The 26,718-nt window shown below is 29.9% G+C and carries 20 protein-coding genes, 2 pseudogenes and 1 CRISPR repeat array; of the genes and pseudogenes, 7 read left to right on the top strand and 15 right to left on the bottom strand.

The window, feature by feature from the left end:
• Positions 1-225, bottom strand: a pseudogene (locus AS157_RS04650) (hypothetical protein); the annotation flags it as partial.
• Positions 226-370: 145 nt separating this feature from the next.
• Here AS157_RS04650 and gltX point away from each other — a divergent pair.
• From gltX to AS157_RS04665, 3 genes are read left to right on the top strand one after another with little or no spacing between them, the layout of a single operon-like run.
• Positions 371-1,792: a glutamate--tRNA ligase gene (gene gltX / locus AS157_RS04655; protein WP_077288754.1), complete on the top strand. Its 1,422-nt coding sequence runs from the start codon at positions 371-373 to the stop codon at positions 1,790-1,792.
• Positions 1,793-1,796: 4 nt separating this feature from the next.
• Positions 1,797-3,206, top strand: coding sequence for a cysteine--tRNA ligase (cysS, locus tag AS157_RS04660; RefSeq protein ID WP_077288753.1), 1,410 nt, complete (start codon positions 1,797-1,799; stop codon positions 3,204-3,206).
• Entirely contained in the window at positions 3,203-4,894 is a 1,692-nt protein-coding gene (locus AS157_RS04665; RefSeq protein WP_077288752.1) for a proline--tRNA ligase, read from the top strand. Before cysS ends, AS157_RS04665 begins: the two co-directional genes overlap by 4 nt.
• A gap of 472 nt (positions 4,895-5,366) precedes the next feature.
• Positions 5,367-6,927: direct repeats of the CRISPR family, unit length 36 nt; unit sequence GTTTGAATTCCATTTTATGGAATTAGGTTTTTTAAC.
• Between the two features lie 177 nt (positions 6,928-7,104).
• Here the strand turns inward: AS157_RS04665 and cas2 are convergent.
• From cas2 to AS157_RS04705, 8 genes are all read right to left on the bottom strand, one after another.
• Positions 7,105-7,380, bottom strand: a complete 276-nt coding sequence (gene cas2, locus AS157_RS04670) for a CRISPR-associated endonuclease Cas2 (RefSeq protein ID WP_077288751.1) — start codon at positions 7,378-7,380, stop codon at positions 7,105-7,107.
• A gap of 5 nt (positions 7,381-7,385) precedes the next feature.
• Positions 7,386-8,936 (bottom strand): CRISPR-associated endonuclease Cas4/Cas1, encoded by a 1,551-nt coding sequence (locus AS157_RS04675; RefSeq protein ID WP_077288750.1) that lies wholly within the window; start codon positions 8,934-8,936, stop codon positions 7,386-7,388.
• Positions 8,937-8,951: 15 nt separating this feature from the next.
• Positions 8,952-10,985 carry a type I-D CRISPR-associated helicase Cas3' gene (cas3, locus tag AS157_RS04680; RefSeq protein WP_077288749.1) on the bottom strand — a complete coding sequence of 678 codons (2,034 nt, stop codon included), beginning with the start codon at positions 10,983-10,985 and terminating at the stop codon, positions 8,952-8,954.
• Complete coding sequence (gene cas5d, locus AS157_RS04685; protein WP_077288748.1) at positions 10,975-11,667, bottom strand: type I-D CRISPR-associated protein Cas5/Csc1; 693 nt, start codon at positions 11,665-11,667, stop codon at positions 10,975-10,977. The genes cas3 and cas5d overlap by 11 nt, the downstream gene beginning before the upstream one ends.
• A 48-nt stretch (positions 11,668-11,715) precedes the next feature.
• Positions 11,716-12,687 carry a type I-D CRISPR-associated protein Cas7/Csc2 gene (gene cas7d, locus AS157_RS04690; protein ID WP_197023145.1) on the bottom strand — a complete coding sequence of 324 codons (972 nt, stop codon included), beginning with the start codon at positions 12,685-12,687 and terminating at the stop codon, positions 11,716-11,718.
• A complete protein-coding gene (locus AS157_RS04695) occupies positions 12,680-15,049 on the bottom strand; it encodes a hypothetical protein (protein ID WP_077288746.1) in 2,370 nt (789 codons plus the stop codon). Before AS157_RS04695 ends, cas7d begins: the two co-directional genes overlap by 8 nt.
• 138 nt (positions 15,050-15,187) lie before the next feature.
• Positions 15,188-16,147, bottom strand: a complete 960-nt coding sequence (locus AS157_RS04700; protein WP_077288745.1) for a helix-turn-helix transcriptional regulator — start codon at positions 16,145-16,147, stop codon at positions 15,188-15,190.
• A complete protein-coding gene (locus AS157_RS04705) occupies positions 16,140-16,871 on the bottom strand; it encodes a CRISPR-associated endoribonuclease Cas6 (protein ID WP_077288744.1) in 732 nt (243 codons plus the stop codon). Before AS157_RS04705 ends, AS157_RS04700 begins: the two co-directional genes overlap by 8 nt.
• Positions 16,872-17,259: 388 nt before the next feature.
• On the opposite strand from AS157_RS04705, the gene rpsO reads away from it, so the two are divergent.
• From rpsO to AS157_RS04720, 3 genes are all read left to right on the top strand, one after another.
• Positions 17,260-17,514: a 30S ribosomal protein S15 gene (rpsO, locus tag AS157_RS04710; protein ID WP_075665303.1), complete on the top strand. Its 255-nt coding sequence runs from the start codon at positions 17,260-17,262 to the stop codon at positions 17,512-17,514.
• 57 nt (positions 17,515-17,571) lie between these two features.
• Complete coding sequence (queA, locus tag AS157_RS04715; RefSeq protein ID WP_077288743.1) at positions 17,572-18,576, top strand: tRNA preQ1(34) S-adenosylmethionine ribosyltransferase-isomerase QueA; 1,005 nt, start codon at positions 17,572-17,574, stop codon at positions 18,574-18,576.
• A gap of 114 nt (positions 18,577-18,690) precedes the next feature.
• Complete coding sequence (locus tag AS157_RS04720; RefSeq protein WP_352039425.1) at positions 18,691-19,791, top strand: site-specific integrase; 1,101 nt, start codon at positions 18,691-18,693, stop codon at positions 19,789-19,791.
• 26 nt (positions 19,792-19,817) lie between these two features.
• Here AS157_RS04720 and AS157_RS04725 read toward each other — a convergent pair whose 3' ends face one another.
• The 5 genes from AS157_RS04725 to AS157_RS04745 all read right to left on the bottom strand — a co-directional run bounded on the left by AS157_RS04725 (position 19,818) and on the right by AS157_RS04745 (position 25,765).
• Positions 19,818-20,885, bottom strand: a complete 1,068-nt coding sequence (locus AS157_RS04725) for an alanine/ornithine racemase family PLP-dependent enzyme (protein WP_077288741.1) — start codon at positions 20,883-20,885, stop codon at positions 19,818-19,820.
• An 87-nt stretch (positions 20,886-20,972) separates the two neighbouring features.
• Positions 20,973-22,280: a TldD/PmbA family protein gene (locus AS157_RS04730; protein ID WP_077288740.1), complete on the bottom strand. Its 1,308-nt coding sequence runs from the start codon at positions 22,278-22,280 to the stop codon at positions 20,973-20,975.
• A complete protein-coding gene (locus AS157_RS04735) occupies positions 22,277-23,665 on the bottom strand; it encodes a TldD/PmbA family protein (RefSeq protein ID WP_077288739.1) in 1,389 nt (462 codons plus the stop codon). Before AS157_RS04735 ends, AS157_RS04730 begins: the two co-directional genes overlap by 4 nt.
• Before the next feature lie 4 nt (positions 23,666-23,669).
• The gene (locus AS157_RS04740) at positions 23,670-25,388 is read right to left on the bottom strand and encodes a phosphoenolpyruvate carboxykinase (ATP) (protein WP_077288738.1); all 1,719 of its coding nucleotides are present in this window, start codon (positions 25,386-25,388) and stop codon (positions 23,670-23,672) included.
• Complete coding sequence (locus AS157_RS04745) at positions 25,385-25,765, bottom strand: Mini-ribonuclease 3 (RefSeq protein ID WP_077288737.1); 381 nt, start codon at positions 25,763-25,765, stop codon at positions 25,385-25,387. Before AS157_RS04745 ends, AS157_RS04740 begins: the two co-directional genes overlap by 4 nt.
• A 100-nt stretch (positions 25,766-25,865) precedes the next feature.
• On the opposite strand from AS157_RS04745, the gene AS157_RS04750 reads away from it, so the two are divergent.
• On the top strand, positions 25,866-26,474 hold the full coding sequence (locus tag AS157_RS04750) for a 4Fe-4S binding protein (protein WP_197023143.1): 609 nt from the start codon (positions 25,866-25,868) through the stop codon (positions 26,472-26,474).
• 15 nt (positions 26,475-26,489) lie between these two features.
• Here AS157_RS04750 and AS157_RS04755 read toward each other — a convergent pair.
• A pseudogene (locus AS157_RS04755) lies at positions 26,490-26,718 on the bottom strand (hypothetical protein); the annotation flags it as partial.

Genomic DNA, 26,718 nt, shown 5'->3' on the forward strand with positions numbered 1-26,718 from the left:
ATCTCTAAGAGATGGAACTCTCTTAAAGTATAATGCACCCATTTCTAATGTCTCTCTAAACGAAAGAGCAAACAGTTCTTTTAAAACTGCTAAGGAAAGAATTAGTGCGTCTGGGTATTTCTTAGGTCTACCTTTGGAGGTAGATTTTTGAGGAAGTTGTGGTAAAATATTGTTGTAAAATTTTTTAACAAGTTTGAGTATTTTCTTTATGTTAGTTCTTCTCATATCAGGGGAGATTATATCATCTCCCCTTTTATTTTTGAACCACTTCCTCTTATTTTTGAAACACTCCCATATAAGTTAAGAAGAATTAAAAAATAAAACTTTTATCTGTGGTATAATAAAACAAAGAAAATTAGGAGGTGTGTTAATGGTTAGACTGAGATTTGCACCAAGTCCAACGGGGTATTTGCACGTAGGTGGTGCAAGAACTGCCCTTTTTAATTTCCTATATGCAAGAAAAATGAATGGAAAGTTTATCTTAAGGATTGAAGATACAGATCTTGAGCGTTCTGAAAAAGAATATGAAAAAGGGTTAATTAATGCATTAAAATGGTTAGGTCTTGATTGGGACGAAGGACCAGATGTAGGAGGAGAATATGGTCCATATAGGCAAAGTGAAAGATTGAATATATACCATAAATATGCACAGAAATTATTAGATGAGGGAAAAGCATATGAGGTTTATGCATATCCAGAAGAAATAGAGCAACTAAGAGAAAAGCTTTTATCTGAAGGAAAACCACCACATTATACAAGGGAAATGTTGGAAACTTTTGCAACTCCTGAGAGAATAGAAGAATATAAAAATAAAGGATTAAGACCTGCAATTTATTTTTCAATGCCACGCAAAGAATATGTATTAAATGATATTGTAAAAGGAGAAGTGGTGTTTAAAGAGGGAACTGTTGGAGATTTTGCCATAATTAGAAGTAATGGTGTGCCTATTTATAACTTTGCGTGTGTGATTGATGATTATTTAATGAAGATTACACATGTTTTAAGGGGAGATGATCATCTCTCAAATACCGTAAAACAAATAGCGTTGTATGAAGCGTTTGGATGGGAAACACCAAATTTTGGGCATGTATCTATGATTTTAGGACCAGATGCGAAAAAACTTAGCAAAAGGCATGGAGCAACTTCAGTTGAAGAATTTAGAGATAGAGGATATTTACCACAAGCTGTTGTTAATTTTTTGGCTTTGCTTGGATGGTCCCATCCTGATGGAAAAGAAATAATGAGTTTGAATGAGCTTATAAACGCATTTTCATTGGAAAGGTTGGGGAAGAACCCTGCAATTTTTGATCCAAAAAAATTAAAATGGATGAATGCAGAACATTTCAGAAATTTGGATGAAGAGGTAATGTTAGATGTTTCTAAAAAGTATTTGTTAAAGTTTGTAAGTGAAGAAGATATAGATACCAATAAAGAGTGGTATGTAAGATTGTTGAAATCGATAAAGGATAGAGTAGAAGAATTAAGTGAAATACCACATCTTGTTGATTTCTTTTTTAACGAACCAGATGTGAAAATTCAACTTTCTGAGGAAGTAAAGGAAGTTTATAGAAAATTAGTAGAAGAATTAAGAAAAGTTGATGAGTGGAATGAAAAAGTGATATTTAAAGTTTTTAAAGAAGCAATGAAAAATAGTAAAGTAAAGGGCAAGGAATTTTATATGAACCTTCGAATAGTTTTGACCGGCAGAGAAGAAGGACCTGAGTTGGTTGACATTGTATATTTGCTTGGAAAGGAAAAAATGATAAAAAGGTTAGAGAAACATTTGGGGTGATAATATGGCTATTTACATTACGAATACAGAAACGGGAAAAAAAGAGGAATTGAAGACTATAACGCCTGGTGTTGTAAAAATGTATGTATGTGGGCCAACGGTATACAATTATATTCATATTGGTAATGCAAGACCTGCTGTTGTATTTGATGCATTTAGAAGGTTTTTAGAATATAGAGGTTATAAGGTTGTAATGGTACAAAATTTTACAGATATAGATGATAAGATAATTAATGAGGCAAATGAATGGGGAGTTGATTTCAAAGATGTTGCAGATACTTTTATTGTCGAATATTGGAAAGATGCGCAAAGTTTGGGGATAAGGGCTGCTAATTTTCACCCTAGAACAACAGATTACGTTTCTGAGATTGTTGAAGCGGTTGATAAATTAATTTCAAAAGGATATGCATATGTTGCAGATAACGGAGATGTTTATTTTAGTGTGAGGGCCTTTGAAAAATACGGTGCTTTATCTGGAAGAAAAATAGAAGATTTAGTTGCAGGTGCAAGGGTTGAAGTTAACGATTTAAAAAAAGATCCACTTGATTTTGCTTTATGGAAGGCTGTAAAACCTGGAGAACCAAATTGGGATAGCCCTTGGAGTATTGGAAGACCAGGTTGGCATATCGAGTGTTCTGTGATGTCTCAGAAACTTTTAGGAGATACATTTGATATACATGCAGGTGGAGAAGATTTGATTTTTCCACACCATGAAGATGAAAAGGCACAAAGTGAAGCGCTAACTGGAAAGCCTTTTGCGAGATATTGGATGCACAATGGTATGATTGTTACACGTGGAGACAAGATGAGTAAATCCATAGGGAATGTATTTTTAGTACGTGAGGCGGTAAAAAGATGTGGAAAAGATGCGGTAAAATTATTTTTACTCTCAAAACACTATAGAACACCTATTGAATTTTCGGATGAAATACTTATGGAAAATAAGAAAGCGTCTTTGCGGATTATTAAAACGTTGAATAGGTTTGAGGAAAAGTACCCATATCCGCTTGTTCCAAAGAAAGATGAATATATGAAGGAAATAGAAAGTAAGTTTGTAGAGGCATTGGAAGATGATTTTAACACGCCTAAGGCAATTGCGTTAATTTTTGATTTATCCAAAGAGTTAAATAAAGCAATGAAGGATGGAAACGACAAGGAAGCATTAAAGAGATACCACTTGATCACAAGGGTTTTTGGAAGTGTTTTGGGACTCTTTGAAGGTGGAGTTAAGATAGTAGATTCAAATGAGGAAAAAGTGTTGGATGAGATTTTGAAAGTAAGACAAGAATTTAGAAAAGAGAAAAATTACCAAGCTGCGGATAAAATACGTGATGCATTGAAGAACGCGGGAATAAAGATTTTGGATACCCCTGATGGGACTAAATGGGAAAAGTTTACGGAGGTGAATGAATGAGATTTTCACAACTTTATGCACCTACTTTGAGAGAAAGTCCTGCCGATGCAGAAATTCCAAGTCAGGCACTGTTACAACGTGCGGGATTTATAAGAAAAATTGCTGCAGGGGTTTATACTTATTTACCACTTGCAAGAAAAACACTTTTAAAGATTGAAAATATTGTAAGAGAAGAAATGAACAGAATAGGAGCACAGGAAATTTTAATGCCTATAATTCAGCCTGCAGAACTTTGGAGAAAAAGTGGAAGATGGGATGATTATGGTCCAGAGATGATGAAGTTGAAAGATAGGCATGAAAGAGATTTTACTTTGGGGCCTACCCATGAAGAATTGGTAACTGAACTTGTAAAAAATGAGTTGAATTCATATAAACAATTACCGATAACATTGTATCAAATTGCAAATAAATATAGGGATGAAATTAGACCAAGATTTGGTGTTTTGAGGGCAAGAGAATTTATAATGAAAGATGCATATAGTTTTCACAGTAGTTGGGAATCTTTGGATGAAACTTACAAAAAGTTTAAAGAAGCATATTCTAGAATATTGGAAAGAATAGGACTTAGGTATACTATAATTGAGGCATCTTCTGGTGCGATTGGCGGAAATGAATCTCATGAATTTGTTGCTTTTGCAGAATACGGTGAAAGTAATGTTTTGTACTGTGATTGTGGTTACGCAGGAAGTGATGAAAAAGTTCCATACGTTGGAAATTATAGAGTGTATGATGAAGAAGAAAAAGAGAAAGAGCTTGTTCATACACCAAATGTTAGGACAGTAGAACAGGTTGCACAATTTTTAAATGTGGAATTGGGACGTATTGTTAAGTCATTGGTATTTAAAGGAAGAGAAGGTTTTGTGATGGCATTGGTGCCAGGTGATAGGGAGCTTAATTTTGAAAAGTTAAAGGCATATTTAGGTGATCAATCACTTCAAATGGCTTTACCAGAAGAAATATTTGATAAGTTTGGTGTTCCAATAGGTTTTCTTGGTCCTGTGGGGTTGGATGGAATAAGGATTATCGCAGATAATAGTGTAAAACATATGAAAAATTTTGTAGTTGGGGGTATGAAAAAAGACTATCACTACATAAATGTAAATTACAGTAGAGATTTTGAGATAAATGAATGGACGGATTTAATTGTAGTTGAACCAGGTGATCCATGTCCTGTTTGTGGAAAGCCTTTAAAAGGAGAAAGGGGTATAGAGCTGGGACATATCTTTAAATTGGGAACAAAATATTCGGAGACTATGGAAGTAAAATACATGGACAAGGACGGAAAATTACAACCGTTTATAATGGGATGCTATGGTTGGGGGATTTCAAGAACTTTAGGTGCAATTGTAGAACAATTGCACGATGATGATGGAATAATTTGGCCTGTTTCAATTGCTCCATTTGAGGTAGTTATAACAGTTGTTGGTAAGGAAAAAGAAAAACAATTTGGTGAAAAACTGTATAAGTATTTATCAGATAGAGGAATAGATGTGTTGATTGATGATAGAGACGTATCGCCAGGTGTAAAGTTTAAAGATGCGGATTTAATAGGTTTTCCAGTCAGAATAACTATTGGAAGAACATATAAAGAAGGAAAAGTAGAATTAAAAGAAAGAAAAGGAAGTTTAAATGTAATTGATGCAAAAGAAGAAAATATTTACAATAGTTTAATAAATATACTTAAATAAAATAAAGGCTCGAGATTGTATTTATCCTCGAAAGTGGAATAAAAAATCAATTTATTAATTTTTCGAATAACATGGCTCCGGTATTATACTGGAGCCATGTTATTTTGTCTTTTTTTATATCTTCCATTTGTTATATGTTTATGTGTATCATTTTCTTAAGTCTCATTTCTTACATTAATTTGTATACTTTTTTGTTTTAGTATAATTGTTATACGACAACATACGTAAACATTACGTATTTGAGATATATTTCTTCATTTTTGTCTGTATCTTTTAGTCTACTGTCTAAAGAAAAAAGCCTCTTTGTTGGTTTTATTTGTCACTTCGGGAACTTTTTGGGATTCAGTATAAAAGAAGCTATGTAACCATGTTTTTTATTTTTTTATTAATAATATGTACAGTATAAGTAGCTGAAACTCTATATCAAATTTTAGACATAAATATTGATATCAAACAAGTGTAGTAACAATTCATTTGAATTCCATTTTATGGAACTAGGTTTTTTAACTTATTGTTGGTAGAAACCATGCGTATTTTGTAGATAGTTTGAATTCCATTTTATGGAATTAGGTTTTTTAACAACTACTAAAATGATAATCACCATAATAATCATGATCGTTTGAATTCCATTTTATGGAATTAGGTTTTTTAACTCTTAGCAGCGTGGTTTAATGGAGTACATTTATACAGAAGTTTGAATTCCATTTTATGGAATTAGGTTTTTTAACTTAATAATTATCCTTTGTGCTCTGATACTTTATAGTTTGAATTCCATTTTATGGAATTAGGTTTTTTAACCTAAGAAAGCTTATAGCAGCTATAGAAAATGATACGTTTGAATTCCATTTTATGGAATTAGGTTTTTTAACTTAGCAACAACTGCATCTTCGTTTTCTGTGATTGTCGTTTGAATTCCATTTTATGGAATTAGGTTTTTTAACTCTCTGTAATACTAAGCTTGCCATCTACATAGATTAAATGTTTGAATTCCATTTTATGGAATTAGGTTTTTTAACTGTTGATGAGTATCTCGCATATGCTGCCGCTCGTTTGTTTGAATTCCATTTTATGGAATTAGGTTTTTTAACAACAAAAATTTCTGATGGTGCTATTTCAACTCCCAAATGTTTGAATTCCATTTTATGGAATTAGGTTTTTTAACAGTCATCGTGGTAGCCATACCTTGCTTCAAGTTTGTTTGAATTCCATTTTATGGAATTAGGTTTTTTAACATTGTTAAGCTGGGGGATAGAATGAATAAAATTTATGTTTGAATTCCATTTTATGGAATTAGGTTTTTTAACTTTTTGGGAAACCAAACCTCATTATGCGCTCAGCAATATGTTTGAATTCCATTTTATGGAATTAGGTTTTTTAACTATTCAAGATACCACCACCATATACTCCAAGTCAATAGTTTGAATTCCATTTTATGGAATTAGGTTTTTTAACATTATATGGGAGTCGACGTTGCTAAATACGAAGACTGGTTTGAATTCCATTTTATGGAATTAGGTTTTTTAACTTGGGACGCTGTAATCAAATTTGACGGGCAACCTGAGGGTTTGAATTCCATTTTATGGAATTAGGTTTTTTAACTTAAAAAGAGGTGAGAATAATGGATATCTACAAACGTTTGAATTCCATTTTATGGAATTAGGTTTTTTAACCTAGAAGAACTAGATGGGAAGCAAATGGATATTTGGTTTGAATTCCATTTTATGGAATTAGGTTTTTTAACAAGTGGTCGACCAATGCGTATGCAGGTTTTATCTAGTTTGAATTCCATTTTATGGAATTAGGTTTTTTAACCCTTCGGCGGAACAGCAAAAGGCTTCTTCGCGTTATAGTTTGAATTCCATTTTATGGAATTAGGTTTTTTAACTGTTCCGTTACTGTTTACCCCAATACGAGATATAAAATGTTTGAATTCCATTTTATGGAATTAGGTTTTTTAACATTTGGAATAAGATTCGTCGTCCCCTCTTCAACAGCAAGTTTGAATTCCATTTTATGGAATTAGGTTTTTTAACTCTATCAATATTAAAGCAAAAAAAATAAATTGTCAAGGACCGTAAATGCGTGTATTAATATTTTTTGATTAAAAAATTTTTAAATAAGTTTGTTTTAATGTTAGATAGTTGTTTATTGAAGACTGCCGTGGATATTATATATTTTTGAGAAAACTAAGATTCGCGGATAGATTTTAGTTATAATATATAATTATCATTATTGGTTAAAATATCTATTTTTACAGTACCTATAATTTCCATTTTAGATAGATTTATTGGAATAATTAAAATTGAATCTGTATTCTTGTCTATTATAGGATTTATCCTTAAAAGAATATTATAAAGCTCTTTTTTTGGAATTTGGCAAATAAACACACTGTATTGAAGTCTTTGTCCATATTCTTCTAATATTTTAGATATTTTATTTCTTTTCTTATCTTTCTTTATATCATAGCTGATTATATATGTCATCATGAAACTCACTTCTTTACAATGAAAGGAGTATATTCCAGTTCTCCGAGTATATGTTTTTGTAATAATCTGGCTTGTGATTCTATTATCCTTATGTATTCTATGGATCCTCCCATTTTATCATAATAATGTTTATCCAAAACTCTTTTTAAAATAACATTAACGAATTTTTTTCTAGCATTTTGTTTTAAATATATTCCGTTATTTTCTCTAATAAAATCTTTTTCTTTTATCATAGATTTGTTTATTACTTTTATTACAGAAGTATCGATAATTAATGGTCGAAATTCTTCCATGAGATCTAACGCAAGTGATCCTCTTCCATATTGAGTAGTGTGGAGGAATCCAAAGTATGGATCAAGTCCAATTGAAAGTAATATTGAATGTACAAGGTTGTAAAGTATAGTATATCCGAAACTTAATAAAGAATTAATAGGATCTTTTGGAGGTCGCCTTGTACGTATATTAAAGGTAAAATTATTTAAAATATTTCCAAAATTCTCAAAGTAATTTCTTGATACAATTCCTTCTATGCCAATAATTTCATCTGATGTTGATGCTTTCTTTATTTTATAAATATATGGCGTATAATTAATTTTTATATTTTTCTTTTTCAAAGTGATTTCCATATTTCTTATTTTTCCAATTATCATTTTTTTTGAGAGCTCTAATTTTGATTTTTCATCATTGGATAATTCTACTTGTTTTTTTCGTAAGAAATTGTTTTTTGAAAATGGTATATTTATGGTAGTTATGTTTTTGCAAATTGAGTTGTTTATGATTATTGGTATAGAGTGTTTTGCTGCCAATTCAATTGCTTGCCTTGATATTGTAAAAATTCCAAAAATATTTATTGATGAAATTTTGTATGCTGGAATCACATTTTTTTCGTTATTCAAGGCAAATAGAAAACTTTCTCCTTTTTTTCCAATAAATATTCCATGGCTAAATAAAAAAATAGGTTGTTTTTCAACGATACGAGGCATTATTTTTGCTTTTTCATTATTAATTGGTTGACATATTTCAAATAAACTACAATCTTTGCATTTTTTTCCATATTTTGGTACAGGTCGAATTTTATCAGATTTTATTGCGTATATATTGTTAATTATATTTTTTAATTTATTGAGTCTATTATCTGTTAACTTAACTTTGAATTTTGTGTTTGAACCTTTATAATTTAATTCTCCTATTATACTTTCTTTTTCTATCCCAAAAGTTTCAGAATAGGCTATCATATATGCAATTATTTGCATTATATCATTTTCATAAGGTTTTTTGGCAGAGCCTTTTTTAATTTCTACAATCTTAATTTTATCAGGTGTTTTTATTATATTATCTATATATCCATAAATCCCATACTCTTCTGATGAAACAAATATTTTTGATGCTTTTTTCCAATTTTTGGTTGAAATGTTTTTGCTTTCTTTTTCATTTACGTATTTTCCTTCTGCTATATGGGCATTTTCTTTAAATATTCCCACAACTTCTTCAAGAAAATATCTATATTCACAGTATAAATATGCATTTATTGAATAAATAGGTATTTCTGGAAACATTTTAACCCCTCATTTTCATATAATAGGAAGTATTTCAAAATCCCATGGTTTTTCTGTAGAAAATAATGTTTTTGCTATTAGTGCTTGTTCACCTAAAAGTGCTTTCTTTTTTTCTAAACCCATTATGATTTTTGAGGGATAAAGTCCAAAACTCCTTGCAATAGCTTCTGTTTTGTCGTTTAGAAAGAATACAGCTTTTAAAAATTCATTATTTTCTTCTAGTCCTATAAATTCTTCATTGATTGTTAGATATGTTACAAAAAATTCTTTATTGGTTATTTTTGGAACTTCAAAGTGTATTTTTTCTTTTTTACCTATACCATTGATATATACAGTATTTTTGTCAATTCTCTCTATAATGGCGTTTTCAAGTATAAATATTAGTGAATAATCAAATTTTTCTATACCAAATGTTTTTTGTTTGTCTACAACTGTTATGTTTGTTATATCGTTACCTCTAAAATTCAGTATGTAATTATCGAAAAATTGTTTAATTCCTTTGAAGTAATAATCGATTTTTTTAGTATCTATTAATCTTTCGATTAATTTTTTTTCAATAAAATTTTTTAGTATCTTTCTATTAAAATCGAATTCAATAAATTTATTTGCTTTATCTTTACTAATTTGTTTTAAAGTTTCATAGATATAAATTATAAAATATGGTAAATATTTATTTTTTAGAACTGTATAATCGATTGGAATTTTATAAAGGTTTAAGAATTTTTTCTTGTATTCTTCGAAAAATTTATCATCTTTGACGAAGAGCTTTTCAAAATTATAGAGAAAGAATGCTATTTGTAGAACAAATGGTCCTCTGTAAAGTTGTTCAAAATCAAGGTTATTGGATGAAAAAATTTCTTTTATTTTTGATCCTAATTCTTTCCGTGTAATAGTGTTTTTATTTTGAAATATTTGTTCAAACTTGTATTTTACAGTTTTTGGTAAAAATGCAATAACTTTGGGTGTAAAATTTAGTTTTTTTCCCAAAGTTCTACCTGCTCTTCCCAAACGTTGCAAAAACTCGTCTGGATTAAAAGCTTCGAATATTAGAAGTCTAACTTCTTCGAAATCATATCCTATATCTACCGTGGGGGTTGCAAGTATTACTTTTTTTTGTAAATTCTTTTTTCTTTCTTCTTTTGATTTTATTGGTCCTATAATTATCCCAGTGTCAACTCCAAGATTGTTGAGTTTATCCTTTAAAATCCATATTCTTCTTAGAGAGTTTGAAATAATTATAATTTTTCCATTTTCACTTGTATAGTTATTTATTTCGTTTATTACCTTATCTACATTATCTTCTAATGAGCCAAACGAAAAATCTAAATTTATTTCTGAAAGTGACTTTTCTTTGGATTTGTTATGCTTTTCATTGAGTTTTACTTCGTACCAATTTAGATTTAAGTGTTTTAATACTTTAATAATTGTATTAGACGGGGTTGCGGATAAGAAGAGGAATTTTTTTATTTCGTTATTTTTGCTTTTGATTTGGTGATATGTAAAAAGTAATGTAATTGCAAGAAAACTACGAATAGGATCATAATAGTGAAATTCGTCAAATGCAAAGAAGTCTATTTCTGATAGTAAATCTGTAACCATAGTTCTTTTAATGTTGTAATTATTTCCATAAAATTGAAGTAATATGAGATAGACAATGTCTGGGTTTGATATTATTATAGTTTTTGATTTTTTTTCAAGGACTTTTCTTACAAATTGTTGATTTGATTCGAAAGTTTCTTTTGTTTCTTTTATTCTTGAAGATGTAAAGGTTACAACTTTATATTCAAGCTTTTCGGATTTGACAAATTGTTTTACTTTTTCTTCGTATTGATCTATTAAAACATTGATTGGTGCAATAATTAATACTTTTTTAGGGGTTAATTCTTTGATAGAATTAAGTAATGCTCTGGTTTTACCCGAGCCTGTAGGATACGTATTGAACACTATATCGTATTTTTTTAATTTTTCAGCAGTTTCAATTTGATGGAATGGAATGAATTTTCCGTATTTATCGTAAATGACAGGAATTTCAAGACTTTTAATTTTCATTGAAATTCCCTCCAAAAAAGTGCATGTTAAGCGGTATGTTATCGCTGTCTATGGAAATGAATTTTCCACTTAACTTAGCTTTTTCAATTATTTGTACAGGTTTTATGGGAATAATCTTGAAAGACAAAAGTTTCATATTTTTTGGAAGATCAAGGACATTGAGTGGTTGTTTACAAAAGAAGATACCTTCTTTTAATTCTATGTTAGAAATTTCTTCATAATATATGTGACACTTTGTGTTAAATTTTCCCAATCTTATATACTTTGGTAATTTTAGATTGTTTGAGTAATCTATCACATAGAATTTTGCTATACTTTCAGAAGAAATTAGTTTTAATTTCCCAATTTGAGGTATGTTTTTTGCTCTATCGTTATTTCGTTTTGGAGAATTGGAATAATTATTTTGGAGCATTTTTAAATAATACCCCTCGCCTGTTGAATTAAAATTTTCCATTTGCCATCTAAAGTTTACAAATTTTGCAGGTGTAATGTACACATTTAAATCTTTTAAGTCTTCTTTGTATGTGGGTATATTATGTCTTACATAATCATACAAAGATAATATGGTATATGCTAAAGAATAATTTGATATATAAGGTTCAGTAACATAGGTATCACCCAATTCTTTTGTAGCAAAAAAGAGCGGTTCAAGAGTCTCAAGAGTTGCTTTGTATATCTTCATGGAATCACCCCTCAAATTCTATCCCCGCACGATACACGGGGATAGAGTTTATTTGTCAAATATCGATTTGACATTTTTAAATAATGATATCAAGTTATCTTCTGGTTTTAGATAGATACTTTTAATTTCGTCTTTTAATACTTTTAAATCATTTTTTTCTACTATTTTATATTTACAAAATTCACCATCTAATAATTCCTTAACTGATTCTAAAATCTTTTCATCTACTATATTTTCTTCTAATATATGTTCTTTAACTTCTAATTTATCCCAAACTTTTTTAGTTAATTCAAGAGAACCAAAAATTTCAGCATCAGAGATTATTATTGCTATTATTTCATTTTTTACCTTTCCCAATCTTGAATCAATAGCCCCGTATCTTTTGGTTCTTAGTATATTACCTAAAGCGTATAAAACTTCTGCGAATCTAAGATCTTTTAATGTTTCAATGTCAATGAAATCGACTTCTGGTTTTATATATTCATTTTCTCCAAGAGATTGTCTCATTGTTAATTCTATTTTTTCCTTTTTTTCCTTTTTTTCCATCATTGTTCCAAGCTCGCTAAGTGCGTTAAATGTCCTGACATCACTTATCATCTCATATGGAAGTATAGAGTATGCGTTTTCTGTAATCACCCTACTTTTTAGTGCCCCTTCTGTTTCTTTTCCTTTTTCTCCAGCTGCAAAACCATAGACAGTGCAATCTAGACATCTTCCACACATACTTTGGTTAATTTCACAACTTTCATCTTTTAGTTTATAATTCATTAAAAATTCTCTTCCAATTCTTCTTTCTGCAGCTATTCTTTTTCTTTTGCTCATTATTACTCTTTGAATTTCGTTGTTATCATTTATTCCAGCTTTTACTGTTTCAATTGTTAACCCCTCATCTGTTCGAAATATTGTCTCAGAAAGTGTTCTTGTCCGGAGTATAATATGAATATACTTTCCCAAAGGTTTTAAAGGAAAAGATTCATCTTCTACGTACCCACCTTTTAATAATTCCTTTATTTTATCCATTTTTTTTCGCCTCCTTATTTTCAAAATATATTTTCCATACATAACCATAGATTAAATCCCTATATTTTTTCCAGTTTAAGAGGAGTTTTTTTCTCCCTTTATCTAGATTTTTATTTTCTAATTCTTTTACGAATTCAACAAAGTTGTCTATATAATTCATTATCTCTTCTTTTTTAATAGGTTTGTTGACTAAATTTTCTATTCTGGAAAACAATTGTGCTTTTAGGTCTTCTTCTGATTCAATTTGTGGTTCAAATTTTTTTAATACTTCTTTGCATACGTCAAAGTATTTTACTATTTGATGTTTTGAAGCGTTAAATATGTTTTCTTGTTGCTTTAAAATGAATTCGCTTATCTTTTTTGCATACTCCATTTTTTCACCCCCAAATAATGCCTCAAATATATTTAGTATTACCTTTTTATCTTTTTTGGTTTCAAATACTTTTGTTATATATGTTGAAAAGGCTGTTAATGGTTCAGATGTGGAAATTTTGTAAAAATAATTGTTTTTATTGGCGAAGAAATTTTTTGGATTATTTCTAAATATTTCATAGAGTTTTAATATTCTTTTAGATGAAGTTTTTTTGAGTTTGAAAGATAGATCTTGAATTAATATTTCTTCACTAAATCGTATGTCTTCATCTAAAAGTTGTGGATATCCTGTAATAAGGATTTTGACGGGAAAGTTTTTTTGAATATAAAGTGCTTTGGCATATGCTATGAACACTGTTTCAGAGTATTTTTTTGAATTTTTGTATCTTATAGGATTAATTATTGGAATATTTATATTTGTATAGTCAAATAGTCCATCTTCGATTGTATTGCTTTCTATACCCAACATCGAAAGAATATTTTCGTAGTCTTTACTTTTATTTTCTTTAGTACTATTTGATTTTATCGATTTATATTCTTCTTGTATTTCGTGTATAAGTTCATTTGGAAAATAATTATACGGAATAAGGACATAATATACGTTTTTTTCATTAGCTGAATAATTTTTGTTTTTGTTTGCTATAAATTGCAATTTACAAATTGAACAAATGTTTCTTTTTGGATCCATTGTTTTGTTTGCTGGAAGAATATTACTAAAAAGTTGAGGTTTTATTCCTCTTGGAAGTTCAGCAGACATAGCTTCTGAAACTTCAAATTCACTCCCACAAATTGAACAAACTTCTTTAGGCTTTTTCCCGTATTTGTTGATGGTAAATATAGAACTATTATTTTTTTGTAGATTGGATAGATGCAAGCGTGTTTCAATGTATTTTTTTAGCTCATCTATATAAGTATTTTTGATCTTTCTTTGTGTTTTATATTTTTTTATTAGGTTTATTAATTTTTCTTTTATAGTTTCAATTTCTTTGGTGGAATTAAAAATCAAATCGAATTCTTCATATATTTCCATAGTTTTCTTTGTTTTATTCCCAAAATATTTTTTTAAGTAGTCTTCAGTGATTTTTTTTAAAACTTCATTTTTATTTGGAATTTTCAAATCGTTGACAACGGAAATAATGTGAGTTAATGCATCATTTAAAGGAAAATTAAATATCCCTTCTCTTATATATATTTCATTACCTTTTTTTTGCAAAGTATATTCCAGTGAAAAGATTTTGTGGAAAACTTTTCTTGGTGTTTCGATAATTATGTCTTCAAATAATAATTCGGGAGTGTATTTTTCTTTATTACATAAGTAGACTACTCCATCGTTGAATCTTGCAATGGGAACTGCTAAAACCGTAGTTTCAAACTTATTTATAATCTCGTCGGTTATATAATTTGTTAATACTCCTCTGTAATCATTAAAATAATGATAAACAAGATATTTGTATTTAAATTCGGGTACGTAATAATTTAGTTCTTCTAAAATATTTAAAAGCTTTTTATAAATATTGTGATCGTATTCAAGGTTAGCAGTATCCAATAAATCAAATGTATCGGAAAACTGAATGATTTTTGCCATAACTTTTTCTTTTTGAGAAATATATAGTTTAGAGCCAACAGGATTGTCAACTGAATGTAAAGGTATTATGCTTTGAATGGTATCGATTTTGTCTTTCCAGAAATCCTCATTTTCTGAAAAGTTCTCTTTTAGTACTTTTATTATGTTTTCTCTAATAGCTGCTGTTCTCATAGAAGTATTGGTTATTTTATTCATATCGTGAATTACAGCTGCAATAAAAACAGTGTGACTATCTTCTAAGTTAAAATATCCAATTTTTCGCAAGATTTCGGATATTTGATATGCAATAAGTCCAACATTAGCAAAATGTACAGAAAACGGGATACCTTTTTTTAAACCACTTGTATGTTTCTGAGGATAGTTTTGTAAAATTTTTATTAGGAATTTTCTTAAATTTACATTCATACTATCACTCCTAATCTTTGGTTTACTTGTATTGTAACAGACATCTTGTTTATAAATCAAGTTTTACACCAATTATCAACGACATATTATTTGTCTATGTATATTAATTTTAAGAAACAAATCGGTTACTATTTAGTATCAGAGGTTGTTGTTATATTTTTTTTGCATTTTGTATATTTCTTCTTTTATTTTTTTTCTCATCCATTTTGGTTCTATTAATTCAGCATCCTTTCCCCAACTAAGTATCCAGTATAATATTTCTTTGTAACCGCTTACTTTAACAGTGTATAATATTTCACCGTTTTCTAATTCTTGTATAATTTGTGAGGGATGTCTTACTGTATCTTTTATTAATTGTGCAACTTCTTTGCTAAATTTAATTTTTATGGTATATCTTCGAGTGGAATATTGTGTTTCCCAAATTGAGTTTATTTTTTCTTCTAAATCTTTTGGAGGTTTAAATTTGTCGTTTAGATATATAACTTTTTTGATCCTTGATAATCTGAAAAGACCTTCAAAGTTTTTTTTCGATTCAAGTGCAAATAGATACCAATGATTTTTTGAAAATAAAAATAAATAGGGTGATAATTCGTATTCTTCTTCTCCTTTTTTTGGATGATTGTATCTTATTTTTATTTTTCTTTGTTCTAAAATGGCACGTTCTATGGAATTTACTATCCATAATTTTATGTTTTCGTGTCTTTGTTTTAGAAATCTATATAACGTAGATCTTTTTTTATTTAATTCTTTCATCTGTGGTTCTAAAGAATTAATCAATTTTATTTTAACTTCGTTTATTGTATCTGTGAATAAATCATATAAATATTTTTCTGAAAGATTCATCATCAAAAGTAGTATTTTTTTTTCTTCTAAGTTTAAATTTAAACCTTTGAGATGTAATTGATTGTTTTCTAATATTTTTACTGTGCCATCTATTTCTCTTTCTAAACTTATACCTAAGTTTTCTATTTCGTTTAAGTCTCTTTGGATAGTTCTAATGCTTACATTGAATTTTTCAGAGAGTTCTTTGGTTGTTACTTCTTTTTGGTTTAGAATATATATTATTATTTTTAATATTCGGAGATATTTTTTACGCATTTATTCCCCACCTTTTCCAGATATATTTTATTTTTTGATTAGTTGTTGTTGCAGAATCAATTATAGTAACTCCCATTCCTTTTGCGTGAGAATAACCAGTCCCAAGATAGTGTAATATTAGATAAGATTTAGGGGTATGTGTTTTTATTCTCATTTTTCCAACAAAACCAATCAGTTTAAAAGAGGAGTATTTCATTACGTGAGATTTTCCTTCAATATATGTAATTTTAGGATAGTCTACATCGTTTATTCCGTATTTTTTTAGAAAATTTATAATGTGTAAAGGATCTGGTATGGGGATATTTATGTTATTTGGTCCCCTAAAAGTTACAGGTGAAACAAAATTTATGGTAATTTCATTTTGAATATCTTTATTTTGGTATGTTTCCGTTATAACTTCATCGATATAGATGGGATATTTATCGAGAAATAATTCTGTGCTATTTAATGTAAGGGCTTTTACAAATGAAAATATCAAATTATCTTGTATGGAAGCAATGCGAAAGAAGAAATACTTGTTTTTAGAGAATTTTGTAATAGATTTGTCATAACCATATTCATAGACTGGTGAGATTGAAAATGGTTTATTTTTTTGGGAATGTAATTTTTCCGTATCTATTTTGGTATTCTTCAGTATTTTGAAAAATAATCCGTGTAATTTTTCAGACGAGTTTTCTATAATAAAGTCATTTTTTACTTTGAAAAAAACGTATGTTTCTATCATATTTTTCCTCCTATATTAAAGTGTCTTTCATGAATAATATACCATAAAATTATTAGTTCCCCTGGAAGATCAATTATTTGTTTGAAGAAGTACTTGAAAAGTTTGGTGTTTAAACTTTCATTTATTTATAATGTTTTTAGGGAAATGACATTGGTAAAACACGTGTGTATTTAACTAATATTATGTAATTTTGTAATTCATATACCAAATAATAGAAATAATTATTTAAAATATCAAAATTGTGTCGCTGTACAACTTGAAATCTATTAAAAAAATATTTGAAGCTATTGACTTAACGAACTTTTTAAGTTATCATATATGTGACCCCTACTCGGTTGAGGGCAATGCCCCTACTTGGTAGCGGGAATAATTTGTGGAGGTGTAGGCTATGAACAAAGAAGAGATCATTAAGGAATTTCAAATCCATGAAGGAGATACTGGTAGTGCAGAGGTTCAGGTAGCATTATTAACTGCAAGGATTAAACATTTAACTGAACATTTGAAGAAACATCCCAAAGATTATCATTCAAGAAGAGGACTTATGAAGTTAGTTGGAAGAAGAAGAAAGATATTAAAATATCTGAGAAATAAGAATCCGGAAGCATACAAAGAAGTAATTCACAAATTAGGTTTGAGAAAATAATAGTTAAAGATGGGGAGGTTTAAAACCTCCCCATACTTTTACTGGGAGGGGATTTAGTTGAATGTAAGTAGTTTTGATTACTTTTTGCCTGAAGAATTAATAGCCCAATCACCTGTAGAACCTAGAGATTCGTCAAGACTTATGGTTTTAAATAGAAAGACAAGAGAAATTGAGCATAAGATATTTAGAGATATTATTGAATATTTAAAAGAAGGAGATTTACTTGTAAGAAATGTTACAAAAGTAATTCCAGCAAGACTTTATGGAAAAAAGGCTACCGGCGCAAAAATAGAAATCTTGTTACTTGAAAAAGTTTCAGAAGGTGTTTGGGAAGCGCTGGTTAAACCAGGAAGTAAAGTAAAAAAAGGAACAAAAATATATTTTGATGATGAGCGATATTGTATATGTAAAGATTGGGCACAAGAAGGTGCAAGAATATTGGAATTCAATTTTTCAGATGATGATCTATTCAGATTGGGAAAGGCCCCTCTACCTCCATATATAAAAAATCAAATTCCATTTGAGAGATATCAGACAATATACTCAAGAGAAAAAGGTTCTGTAGCTGCACCAACTGCTGGACTTCATTTTACCGATGAACTTTTAGAAAAGATAAAAGAAAGTGGAATAGAATTTGCGGATTTAGTTTTACATGTTGGATTGGGAACTTTTAGACCTGTTAAAGTTGAGGATGTTAGAGAGCATAAGATGCATTCTGAAAGGTATTACGTACCAAAGGAAACCGTGAAAAAGATTAACGATACCAGAAAAAACGGCGGAAGAATTATTGCAGTTGGGACAACTAGTGTTAGGACCCTAGAAACTATTGCAAGGTTGGATAAAAAAGAAAGTTATCATGGTAAAACCGATATTTTCATATATCCACCATTTGAATTTAAATTAACAGATGCTATAATTACAAATTTTCATTTGCCAAAATCTACCTTGCTTATGCTTGTTTCTGCATTTGCAGGTAGAGAGTTCATTTTAGATGCGTATAATGTTGCTGTAAAAATGAAATATAGATTTTTTTCGTTGGGTGATGCATGTTTTATTTACTAAAATGTTACCTTTGAGAAAGATTAGCGAAGCGAATTGTAACTTTTGAAAAATAAATTATAATAATTTTGAAATATTGGTATGTTATAATCAAAATGTTAATAAATTTTTCTGGAGGTGCCAGAATTGAAAGTAAAATATGAACTTGATAAATTTATAGAATACATAGAAAAACAAAATATATCTGAAAGTACGAAAAGAAATTATATGACAATGGTCGAATCTTTTCTGGAATTTGTTGAAGGAAATGTAAATACAGATTCTGTAAAGAAGTGGTTAAAGAAAATAAAGGAAAGTTATAAACCGACGGCTTGGAGACAGTATTTTGTGCCATTGAGATCTTTTTTACAAAGGTTTTACCCGCTTGTTTATTCAGAAGTAGTTGAAGATTTGAAAGTGCCTTATAAAAAAGCAGAATATGAGATGATAAATTATTTGGATTTTTGGAAGTTGTATGAAGAAGCAGAGAAGATGGCAAAAAAGGGTAATGAAAAGTATGTTTTGCTAGTTGGACTTGCTGGTTTACTAGGGTTGAAATCCGGTGAGATTGTAAAATTAAAGGGCACGGATATTAAAGGAAATGAGATTTATTTGGAAAATGGAAATTTTGTTGTTGAGATTGTCCCACCTATTGATAAATGGTTAAAAAAGTATGAGGGAAGAGATGAATATTTGATTTCAACATCGGAAGGTTTACCTGTTAAACCCTCTTATCTTGCTTTGATGTTAAGAGGTCTTCAGAAAAAGGTAGATTTAAGATTGAAAAAACCTCTTTCTGTGGAAATACTTAGAAACGTTGCAGTTGCAAGGCAAGTAATAGCACAACCTTCCTTGCCATATGTTATGGATTTATTTAAATATAGTTCTACTAAGACAATTGAGGATATAGCACGCTACATATCAGAAAGTGGTGATTTAAGAACTATCCTTTCTATTGAGGTAGTAGATAACTTAAATCCTGTTTTGGAATTTTTTAATAAATTATCCATTCCTGTAAGAAAAGTTGGGAGTGCCTATATAGTTTCCAGAACTGCTTATATTAAAAGAGGAGAGAAATTTTCAAGATTAAACACACTATTTTTAGTTAGAAATCTTGATAAGTGGCAAGAATTTATAGAAAATTTAGGTTATGAGGTAAAAAGGAGAAATAAGGAGAACTTTTTCATATTTTTGGTTGGTAAATTAAGGGTCGCATTTTTGGAATTAGACGAAATATAAGCCTCTCTGTCATCCAGAGAGGTTTTTTATTGATATATTTTTTTTACAAAAGGACTTGTAAATGCACGCAGTGCTGCTCCATATGATAGTTTGAATTTTAATATATCTCCAATTTTATAATTAACTTCAGATTTGGTGTAATCTATTATTGTGTGATCACTTGAGGCGTGCAAAACTTCAAGTTTTTTGTCGAAAGGTTTTAATCCATTTGGATCTATATCTTGTTCTCCTATTGCAAGGATAATTCTTTTTCGCCATCCCTTGTCTTCAAATTCTGGAATTCTTCCCATTGAATCTCTTCCTATTTCTCCTACGGGTACAGATGGTTTATAATCAACTTCAATTACTTCTGCTTCTAATATAACCGTGTTTTGAGATAGATAGGGAATATCTCTATGGCCGGTTGCATCTGTTCCAAGTAAGATACCTTCTCCAATTCTAAATTGATTGATTTTTTCGGGAAGTTCTCCACTTTCAATTAATTTTAGTGTTACAGTACTTCCACCGGAAATTTTTAAATTAGTGTTTAATTTATCATCTAAATATTTTTTAATTTCAACGAGTGTGTTTAAATTATCTTTTGTTGGAAGTACACCGCCAAAACATCCTACATTTGTTCCAATGCCACTTAATTTTGCCATTTTAAGCTTTTTTGCTATATTTTCAATTGTTTTGCATGCATTTTCAAACCATACACCTTCTCTTAAATCCCCCACATCTATCATGTATATCAATTCAATATTTTTATCATATTTTTGTGCTATTTCATCAATTTTTAATGCAGTTGTTTCATCAGAAATTAATATTTCGTCAACCAAAAGGACTGCTTTATCAAGTTCTGAAAGCATAGGTATTCTAAGAAGTTGAAATGGACCGGAAATTTTATTTTTGATCATTTTTTCGATATTATCAAGTCTTGATTCACCAATTTTTTGGATTCCCACATCTTTAAGTGTTTTAGCAATTTTTGGATCCCCCAATACTAGTTTTGTAACAGCAACAAGTTCTACACTGTGTTTATTTAACGTATCTAATATTTTTTTTGCATTTTCTTCTATTTTTTCTAAACTAATAACTAACCTAGGAAATTTCACAACTTCCCCCCCTTGTGGTTGCTATATTTATTTTAATCTAAAACTTAAGTTTTGTAAATAAAAAAGTCCACGACTTTGTCGTGGACCTTATTCTCCTGCAATATCTAGTTCACTAATTAAGATACTGGGGGTTATTACACCACCGAAATCTTTAGAATCGTTTCCCACACTTTCAATTTTATTTAGTAAATCTATGAAGTTACCAGATATAGTGATTTGTTCAACTGCATGTACAATTTCTCCGTTTTCAACTTTGTATCCTCTTGCACCTAATGAGAAATTTCCGGACACGGGATTTGCACCTGAATGCATACCATCAATGCTGATTATTATAATGCCGTTATCTAGTTTGCTTACAAGTTCATTAAATGAATAATTACCGCTTTCGATTACCAAATTTATTGGCTCAATTGATCCATTTAAGTTATTTCCGGTAGATTCAACGTTATCCTTTTTTGCAGTTTTTAAGTCGTATAGATAGCTTTTTAAAACACCATTTTCAATTATAACTGTTTCTTTTGTTGGAACACCTTCATCATCAAATGGTCTGTTATGTATACTTCCTTCAACATATGGCAAATCTTTAATGTTTAAAATAGTGTTTCCAATCTTTTCATTTATTTTTCCCTTTAATGGAGATATATTTTTTTGGACATTTTCGGCTGAAATCATACTCTTTAAAAGTCCTAAAAGCTCTTCAAACGCAGTATTTCTAATTATTACTCTATATTTCCCAGATTTTACAGGTTTTGCCCCTAAAAGGCTTAAAGCTTCTTTACAAGCTTTTTTACCAATTTGTTCTGGTGATAAATCTCCAAATCTTTTGCCTATTTCAAACCAAAATCCAGAATGTGTGTTATTATCTTTTGATATTGATATAGCATATGAAAAGCCACCATCCATTGTGGCCGAAATATCTAATCCAAGAGTGTTTGAAATTGATTTTGAAATTTTTAAATTTTGAAATACAGCATTTGGTACTGTTACAATTCTTTCATCACATTTTGCACTGTTGTAGAGTTTTTTTACAAAGTCAAGTTTTTCCTTAACAGGAGTTTTTTCAAAATTTCCATCGTAAGTTTTCATTTCAAGGTATTTTCCTTTTCCATCGTAAAAGAAATTTTCATCTTCTGTATCTGTTATTTTCCAATTAGAAAGTGCTTCGTTGAATAGAGCTTCTGGATTATCAAATTTTTCGGAAAAGCTCTTTCCTATCTTTCCATCTTTTAGTATTTTTATAGTTACTCTAGAATTCGACGCATCTTTGTACTGATCAATATCATCGTTTGCATATGAAACCATAAATTCCATTTTTTCAGAAAATTCCACTTGTGCTTCGAAACCATTTTTCTTTGCAAGCGTAAAAAGTTTATCTTTAAATTCTTTTAAATTCATTTATTTCGCCCCCCGACAAGTATTTCTGAAACTCTGATTGTAGGTTGTCCCACATCTGCAGGTACAGCGCCGGATATTGAACCACAAACCCCTTGACCTCTTGCTATATCGTTACCTACCATATCTATTTTTTGTATAATTTCATAGCCTTTTCCAATAAGGGTTGCACCTTTTACAGGTTTTGTAATTTTTCCATTTTCTATCAAATATGCCTCCATTACCGCAAAGTTAAACTCACCTGTACCAGGCATTACAGAGCCCCCTCCCATTGTTTTCGCATAGAGTCCATACTCGGTAGCAGCTATAATTTCTTCGGGATAGTATTTTCCAGGGAGTATAAATGTGTTGCTCATTCTCGAAGTAGGTGCAAATGTGTAGCCTTGTCTTCTAGCACTACCGGTACTTTCCATATTCATTCTTCTTGCACCAAGTTTATCTATTAGATATCCAACAAGTATACCTTTGTCAATTAAAAGATTTCTTCTTGTTGGTGTTCCTTCATCATCCACATTTGCAGAACCCCATGCATTTGGAATTGTTGCATCATCAACTGCAGATACACATTCTGCCGCAACTTTTTGTCCTAACTTTCCAGCAAATACTGAAGCACCTTTTGCTACAGAAGTTGCTTCAAGTGCATGTCCTACCGCTTCGTGGAAGATAACTCCACCGAATTCATTTGAGATAACTACAGGCATTTTCCCAGCTGGTGCAGGTTCGGCATCTACCATTCTAACGGCTATTCTTGCCGCTCTTTTTGCCGCTTCTTCTACATCGATAGTGTTAAAAAATTCAAATCCCATACTAGCCCCTGGTCCATAAAATCCACGCTCCATATTTCCATTATGTTCTGCGACGGTGTTTATCATTAACCTTGTTTTGACCCTTCTATCTTCTGCCCAGGTACCTTCTGAATTTGCAACTAAAATTTCTTGATCATACTCCCAGTACCAAACAAGTACTTGTTTTATTAGATTCGAAAAGTTTTTGGCTGCATGGTATGCCGTTTTCATTATTTTAGCCTTTTCTGTTTTATCAATTTCCATTGGATAAAAATGTATTAGATGTCTGTTTTTTATTTTTTTGTCATCAAAATCCAATTTTAAGTTGGAAACTTTTGTTTCAGAAAGTGCTTCTCCAACTCTTTTGGCTACAGATAAAAGGTTATCCCTTTCAAAGATGTTTGTGTATGCGTATATAGCTTTATTTCCCAAAAACCCCCTTATACCTATTCCTGAAATATTATTTGTATTTGCTTTTTGAATAAAACCATCTGCAAGTTCTATTCTGTTTTCGTATTTGTTTTCAATAAATACTTCTGCAAAGTCACCACCGTATTTTAAAACTGTGCCTATGATGTCTTTTATTAGATCTTTACTTAACACTATTTCACCCCTTTTCTTCAATTAATTTTAGTAATGCTTTTGCGGCAAGGATAGTACCTTTCTTTTCATATCCTTTTATTCCAAGCATTGTCCTTATTTCACCTACTTTCACCTCCGTTTCAAATAGTTTTTTAAAGAATTTTTCAGCTATCTTTTCATGTTTTTCACGCATCTGAATTGCACCAAATGGATTTGAAAAATAAGAAGTGGTAATTCCGATTTCGGCAGTTGTGCCTTTTGCCATCCTTTTCCCTTCAGAAAACACCTTTAGCGCTTCTTCATACGAGTCAAAAAATTTTATTCTTTCCTCATCATTTTTTACTTTTGTGTAGTTATTAGCATAAAACAAGAAATCAATTTTTGTTGGTGTAACTATTTCTTTGTAATTGTTAAAAGGAACAATGACTCTTGCATTTATTTTATCTGGATTCATAAATATACTTCTGTCCATAGTGTGATATGCGTAACCTGGTGGAAGGTCATCAAGTCTTACAAATGCTCCTGTTTCAGTTCCATATGCTACAACTTTATCATTTTCTATACTTAAACTTCCCATATCATCTATAATAATATTTACATCTGCTACTTCATCTAACCTATTTAACGCTTCTAAAGTTTCACTCTTTCCTGCACCACTATCTCCTAAAAACATTGCAACGGCACTTTTCCCGGATTTTAGAGTGATTTTTGCCATGGAACCGTGTATTGGGAGTTTTTCATTGTCTATCATAATAAGATTGTGAACAGTAAGGGTTGTTTTTTTCATATATCCAAAATAATCGTTTTCGTCTAAATTTGGGATAACTCCAACATAGAGATTTTTTTCTTTGAAGACTACTGCATTCTTCCATTCGTCTGTGTAATCTGGTATTTTGTCCGGTGAAACTCCAAAAATAATTATTCCATCTGGTTTTCTGTTTTTGATATCTTTTGGAGAGGCAATTTCAAATAGATTTGCCAATCCTGCACCGTGAGCAAGAAAATCTTTGTGAACAAAGTTAAAAAACAATAGTTTTCCTACAAATATTGGTATTCTAAACCATTCATTGGAAGATAACTCAATTTTGTCTATTATGTTTTTTTCAACTACGGGTATAATTCCCTTTCTTTTGTTGGATTTCGTGTAGAATATTGCTGGTGGGTCAAAAATTGCCCCCCAAATTGTGGGAATTTTCTCCATCCAATTCAAATTGAAATTTTCACATTTTACATAATCGTATAAAAACATTGCTTGAGCTCCACTTGGAAGTTGTCTCATAACTTTGGGAAATTCATTGGTTATATTAGATAACAGCTGCCGGTATAAATTCTTTATAACAGCCTTAAATTGATCAGCGACCATTGTCATAGTATATTCTACGCTTGCCCTTCTGTTGTAATCATTTACATATTTTTCATTACGAATCATAAATCTGTGTTTTGAGCGCCAGAAAGTATAAAATGCTTCTATAAATTTTTCCAATTGTACGGGATTGGTATAACTTAAAATATGGGATAATTCTTTTAAATTTCTCATAGTAAGAAGATTAAAGTATTCAGCTATTCTTTTTGTGTCATACTCATCTCCAAATTTAAAAGGGGAAAGGGCTTGTAGTAGGGGACTATTTTTTTCAACGAGAATTTCAATGAATTCTTTTAAAAGTGCCTCGAATTTTTTATGTCCCATAATTTGACTGTAATTGGTGTAAATAACAGAACCATCGATAATGATTGAGCGGCTCATTCTAACACCTCCGAAAGTAATTTGTAAAGTCTTTCTTCATCTTTGAGATAAAGAAAGCCAATTAATACTTCAAAACCTGTGCTTTTGCGATATGCGGGATCATTTCCGTATTTTCCAGCACCTTTGCTGTTAATTCCTCTTTTTACATAGGAAATTTCTTCTTCACTTAGGTGGGGAAGGATTTTGTCAAGGAGTAATGATTGGTAATTTCTATTTACTATAGATTGTGTGTTTTTGTGTAGTTTTTTTACAGAGGTTTTTTTAAAATAATGTAATTTAACATACAAATTGAACACTGCATCACCAATATATGCAAGTACGTCTGTAGAAAGTTCATTTGTGTTTAAATTAGGTTTAATTCTTGAGAAAATATCCAAGTTTTCTCCCCCTTACTACTATTCTAACACAGAATTTTAGTATGGTATAATATTTAAAACATAAAAAGTGCAATTGAAAATTAAGAAGAAGGTGTTTGTGATGAGAAAATTTATGTATATTATGGAAATTGTGTTTTTTGTTTTGTTTTTTTGGTTATTAAAAAATAATATTTTATTAAAATGGATCTTTATATTTGGAATTAGCTTGTTTTTATCACTTTTCTTTGGAAGATTCTATTGTGGATTTATATGCCCAATTAACACGATATTTAAACCTATAAACTTTATTTATAGAAAATTGAATATAAAAAGATTTAAAGCGCCTAAAATCAATGCTATAAGATACATTATGCTTTTTGTTTTTATCGGGTTATTTATTGGAACAAGGCTTTTAAAAGTAAAATTAAACATTTTGTTATACGTTATTGGTTTTGCCACGTTTGTTACTCTATTTTTTGAAGAAGAATTTTGGCACAAAAAGTTGTGTCCGTATGGTACTTTGCTAACTATAGGTGGAAAAGTAGCACCTCTGAAATTAGTAATAGATGAAAGTAAGTGTATAAGTTGTGGAATGTGTCAAAAGATTTGTCCTACAAACACGATAATTACGTTGGAAAATAATAAAAGAAAAATTATTGCCAATGAATGTTTAATGTGTTTTAAATGTGGAAAAGTTTGTCCGGTAAATGCTATTCATTTAAAAATCTAAGCATATGAGTCTGTTTCAAAAATAGTAAGAGACTAATCCGAAATCAAAAAATAGATACAAAAATATAATAAAATACTTTTGAATTACCTTTGAATAACCTTTTCTAACAATAAACAAAAAAATTGCTACATACAAATTGTAGATTAAGAACTTTAATAAAGCCAATATTCTTGCCATATCTTCTCTGTAGGCATAAACATATCCACCAAGTTTTGTTTTTATGTTTCCAAATAAACCTTCTATT

This window comes from Thermosipho sp. 1244, from assembly GCF_018588215.1.
In the GTDB taxonomy this organism is placed as follows: Bacteria; Thermotogota; Thermotogae; order Thermotogales; family Fervidobacteriaceae; genus Thermosipho; species Thermosipho affectus.

Bases quoted from the DNA above. Each gene is read 5' to 3' on its own strand.
- gltX (WP_077288754.1), top strand. From the start codon at position 371: ATGGTTAGACTGAGATTTGCACCAAGTCCAACGGGGTATTTGCACGTA.
- cysS (WP_077288753.1), top strand. From the start codon at position 1,797: ATGGCTATTTACATTACGAATACAGAAACGGGAAAAAAAGAGGAATTG.
- AS157_RS04665 (WP_077288752.1), top strand. From the start codon at position 3,203: ATGAGATTTTCACAACTTTATGCACCTACTTTGAGAGAAAGTCCTGCC.
- cas2 (WP_077288751.1), bottom strand. From the start codon at position 7,380: ATGATGACATATATAATCAGCTATGATATAAAGAAAGATAAGAAAAGA.
- AS157_RS04675 (WP_077288750.1), bottom strand. From the start codon at position 8,936: ATGTTTCCAGAAATACCTATTTATTCAATAAATGCATATTTATACTGT.
- cas3 (WP_077288749.1), bottom strand. From the start codon at position 10,985: ATGAAAATTAAAAGTCTTGAAATTCCTGTCATTTACGATAAATACGGA.
- cas5d (WP_077288748.1), bottom strand. From the start codon at position 11,667: ATGAAGATATACAAAGCAACTCTTGAGACTCTTGAACCGCTCTTTTTT.
- cas7d (WP_197023145.1), bottom strand. From the start codon at position 12,687: ATGGATAAAATAAAGGAATTATTAAAAGGTGGGTACGTAGAAGATGAA.
- AS157_RS04695 (WP_077288746.1), bottom strand. From the start codon at position 15,049: ATGAATGTAAATTTAAGAAAATTCCTAATAAAAATTTTACAAAACTAT.
- AS157_RS04700 (WP_077288745.1), bottom strand. From the start codon at position 16,147: ATGCGTAAAAAATATCTCCGAATATTAAAAATAATAATATATATTCTA.
- AS157_RS04705 (WP_077288744.1), bottom strand. From the start codon at position 16,871: ATGATAGAAACATACGTTTTTTTCAAAGTAAAAAATGACTTTATTATA.
- rpsO (WP_075665303.1), top strand. From the start codon at position 17,260: ATGAACAAAGAAGAGATCATTAAGGAATTTCAAATCCATGAAGGAGAT.
- AS157_RS04730 (WP_077288740.1), bottom strand. From the start codon at position 22,280: ATGAATTTAAAAGAATTTAAAGATAAACTTTTTACGCTTGCAAAGAAA.
- AS157_RS04740 (WP_077288738.1), bottom strand. From the start codon at position 25,388: ATGAGCCGCTCAATCATTATCGATGGTTCTGTTATTTACACCAATTAC.
- AS157_RS04750 (WP_197023143.1), top strand. From the start codon at position 25,866: ATGAGAAAATTTATGTATATTATGGAAATTGTGTTTTTTGTTTTGTTT.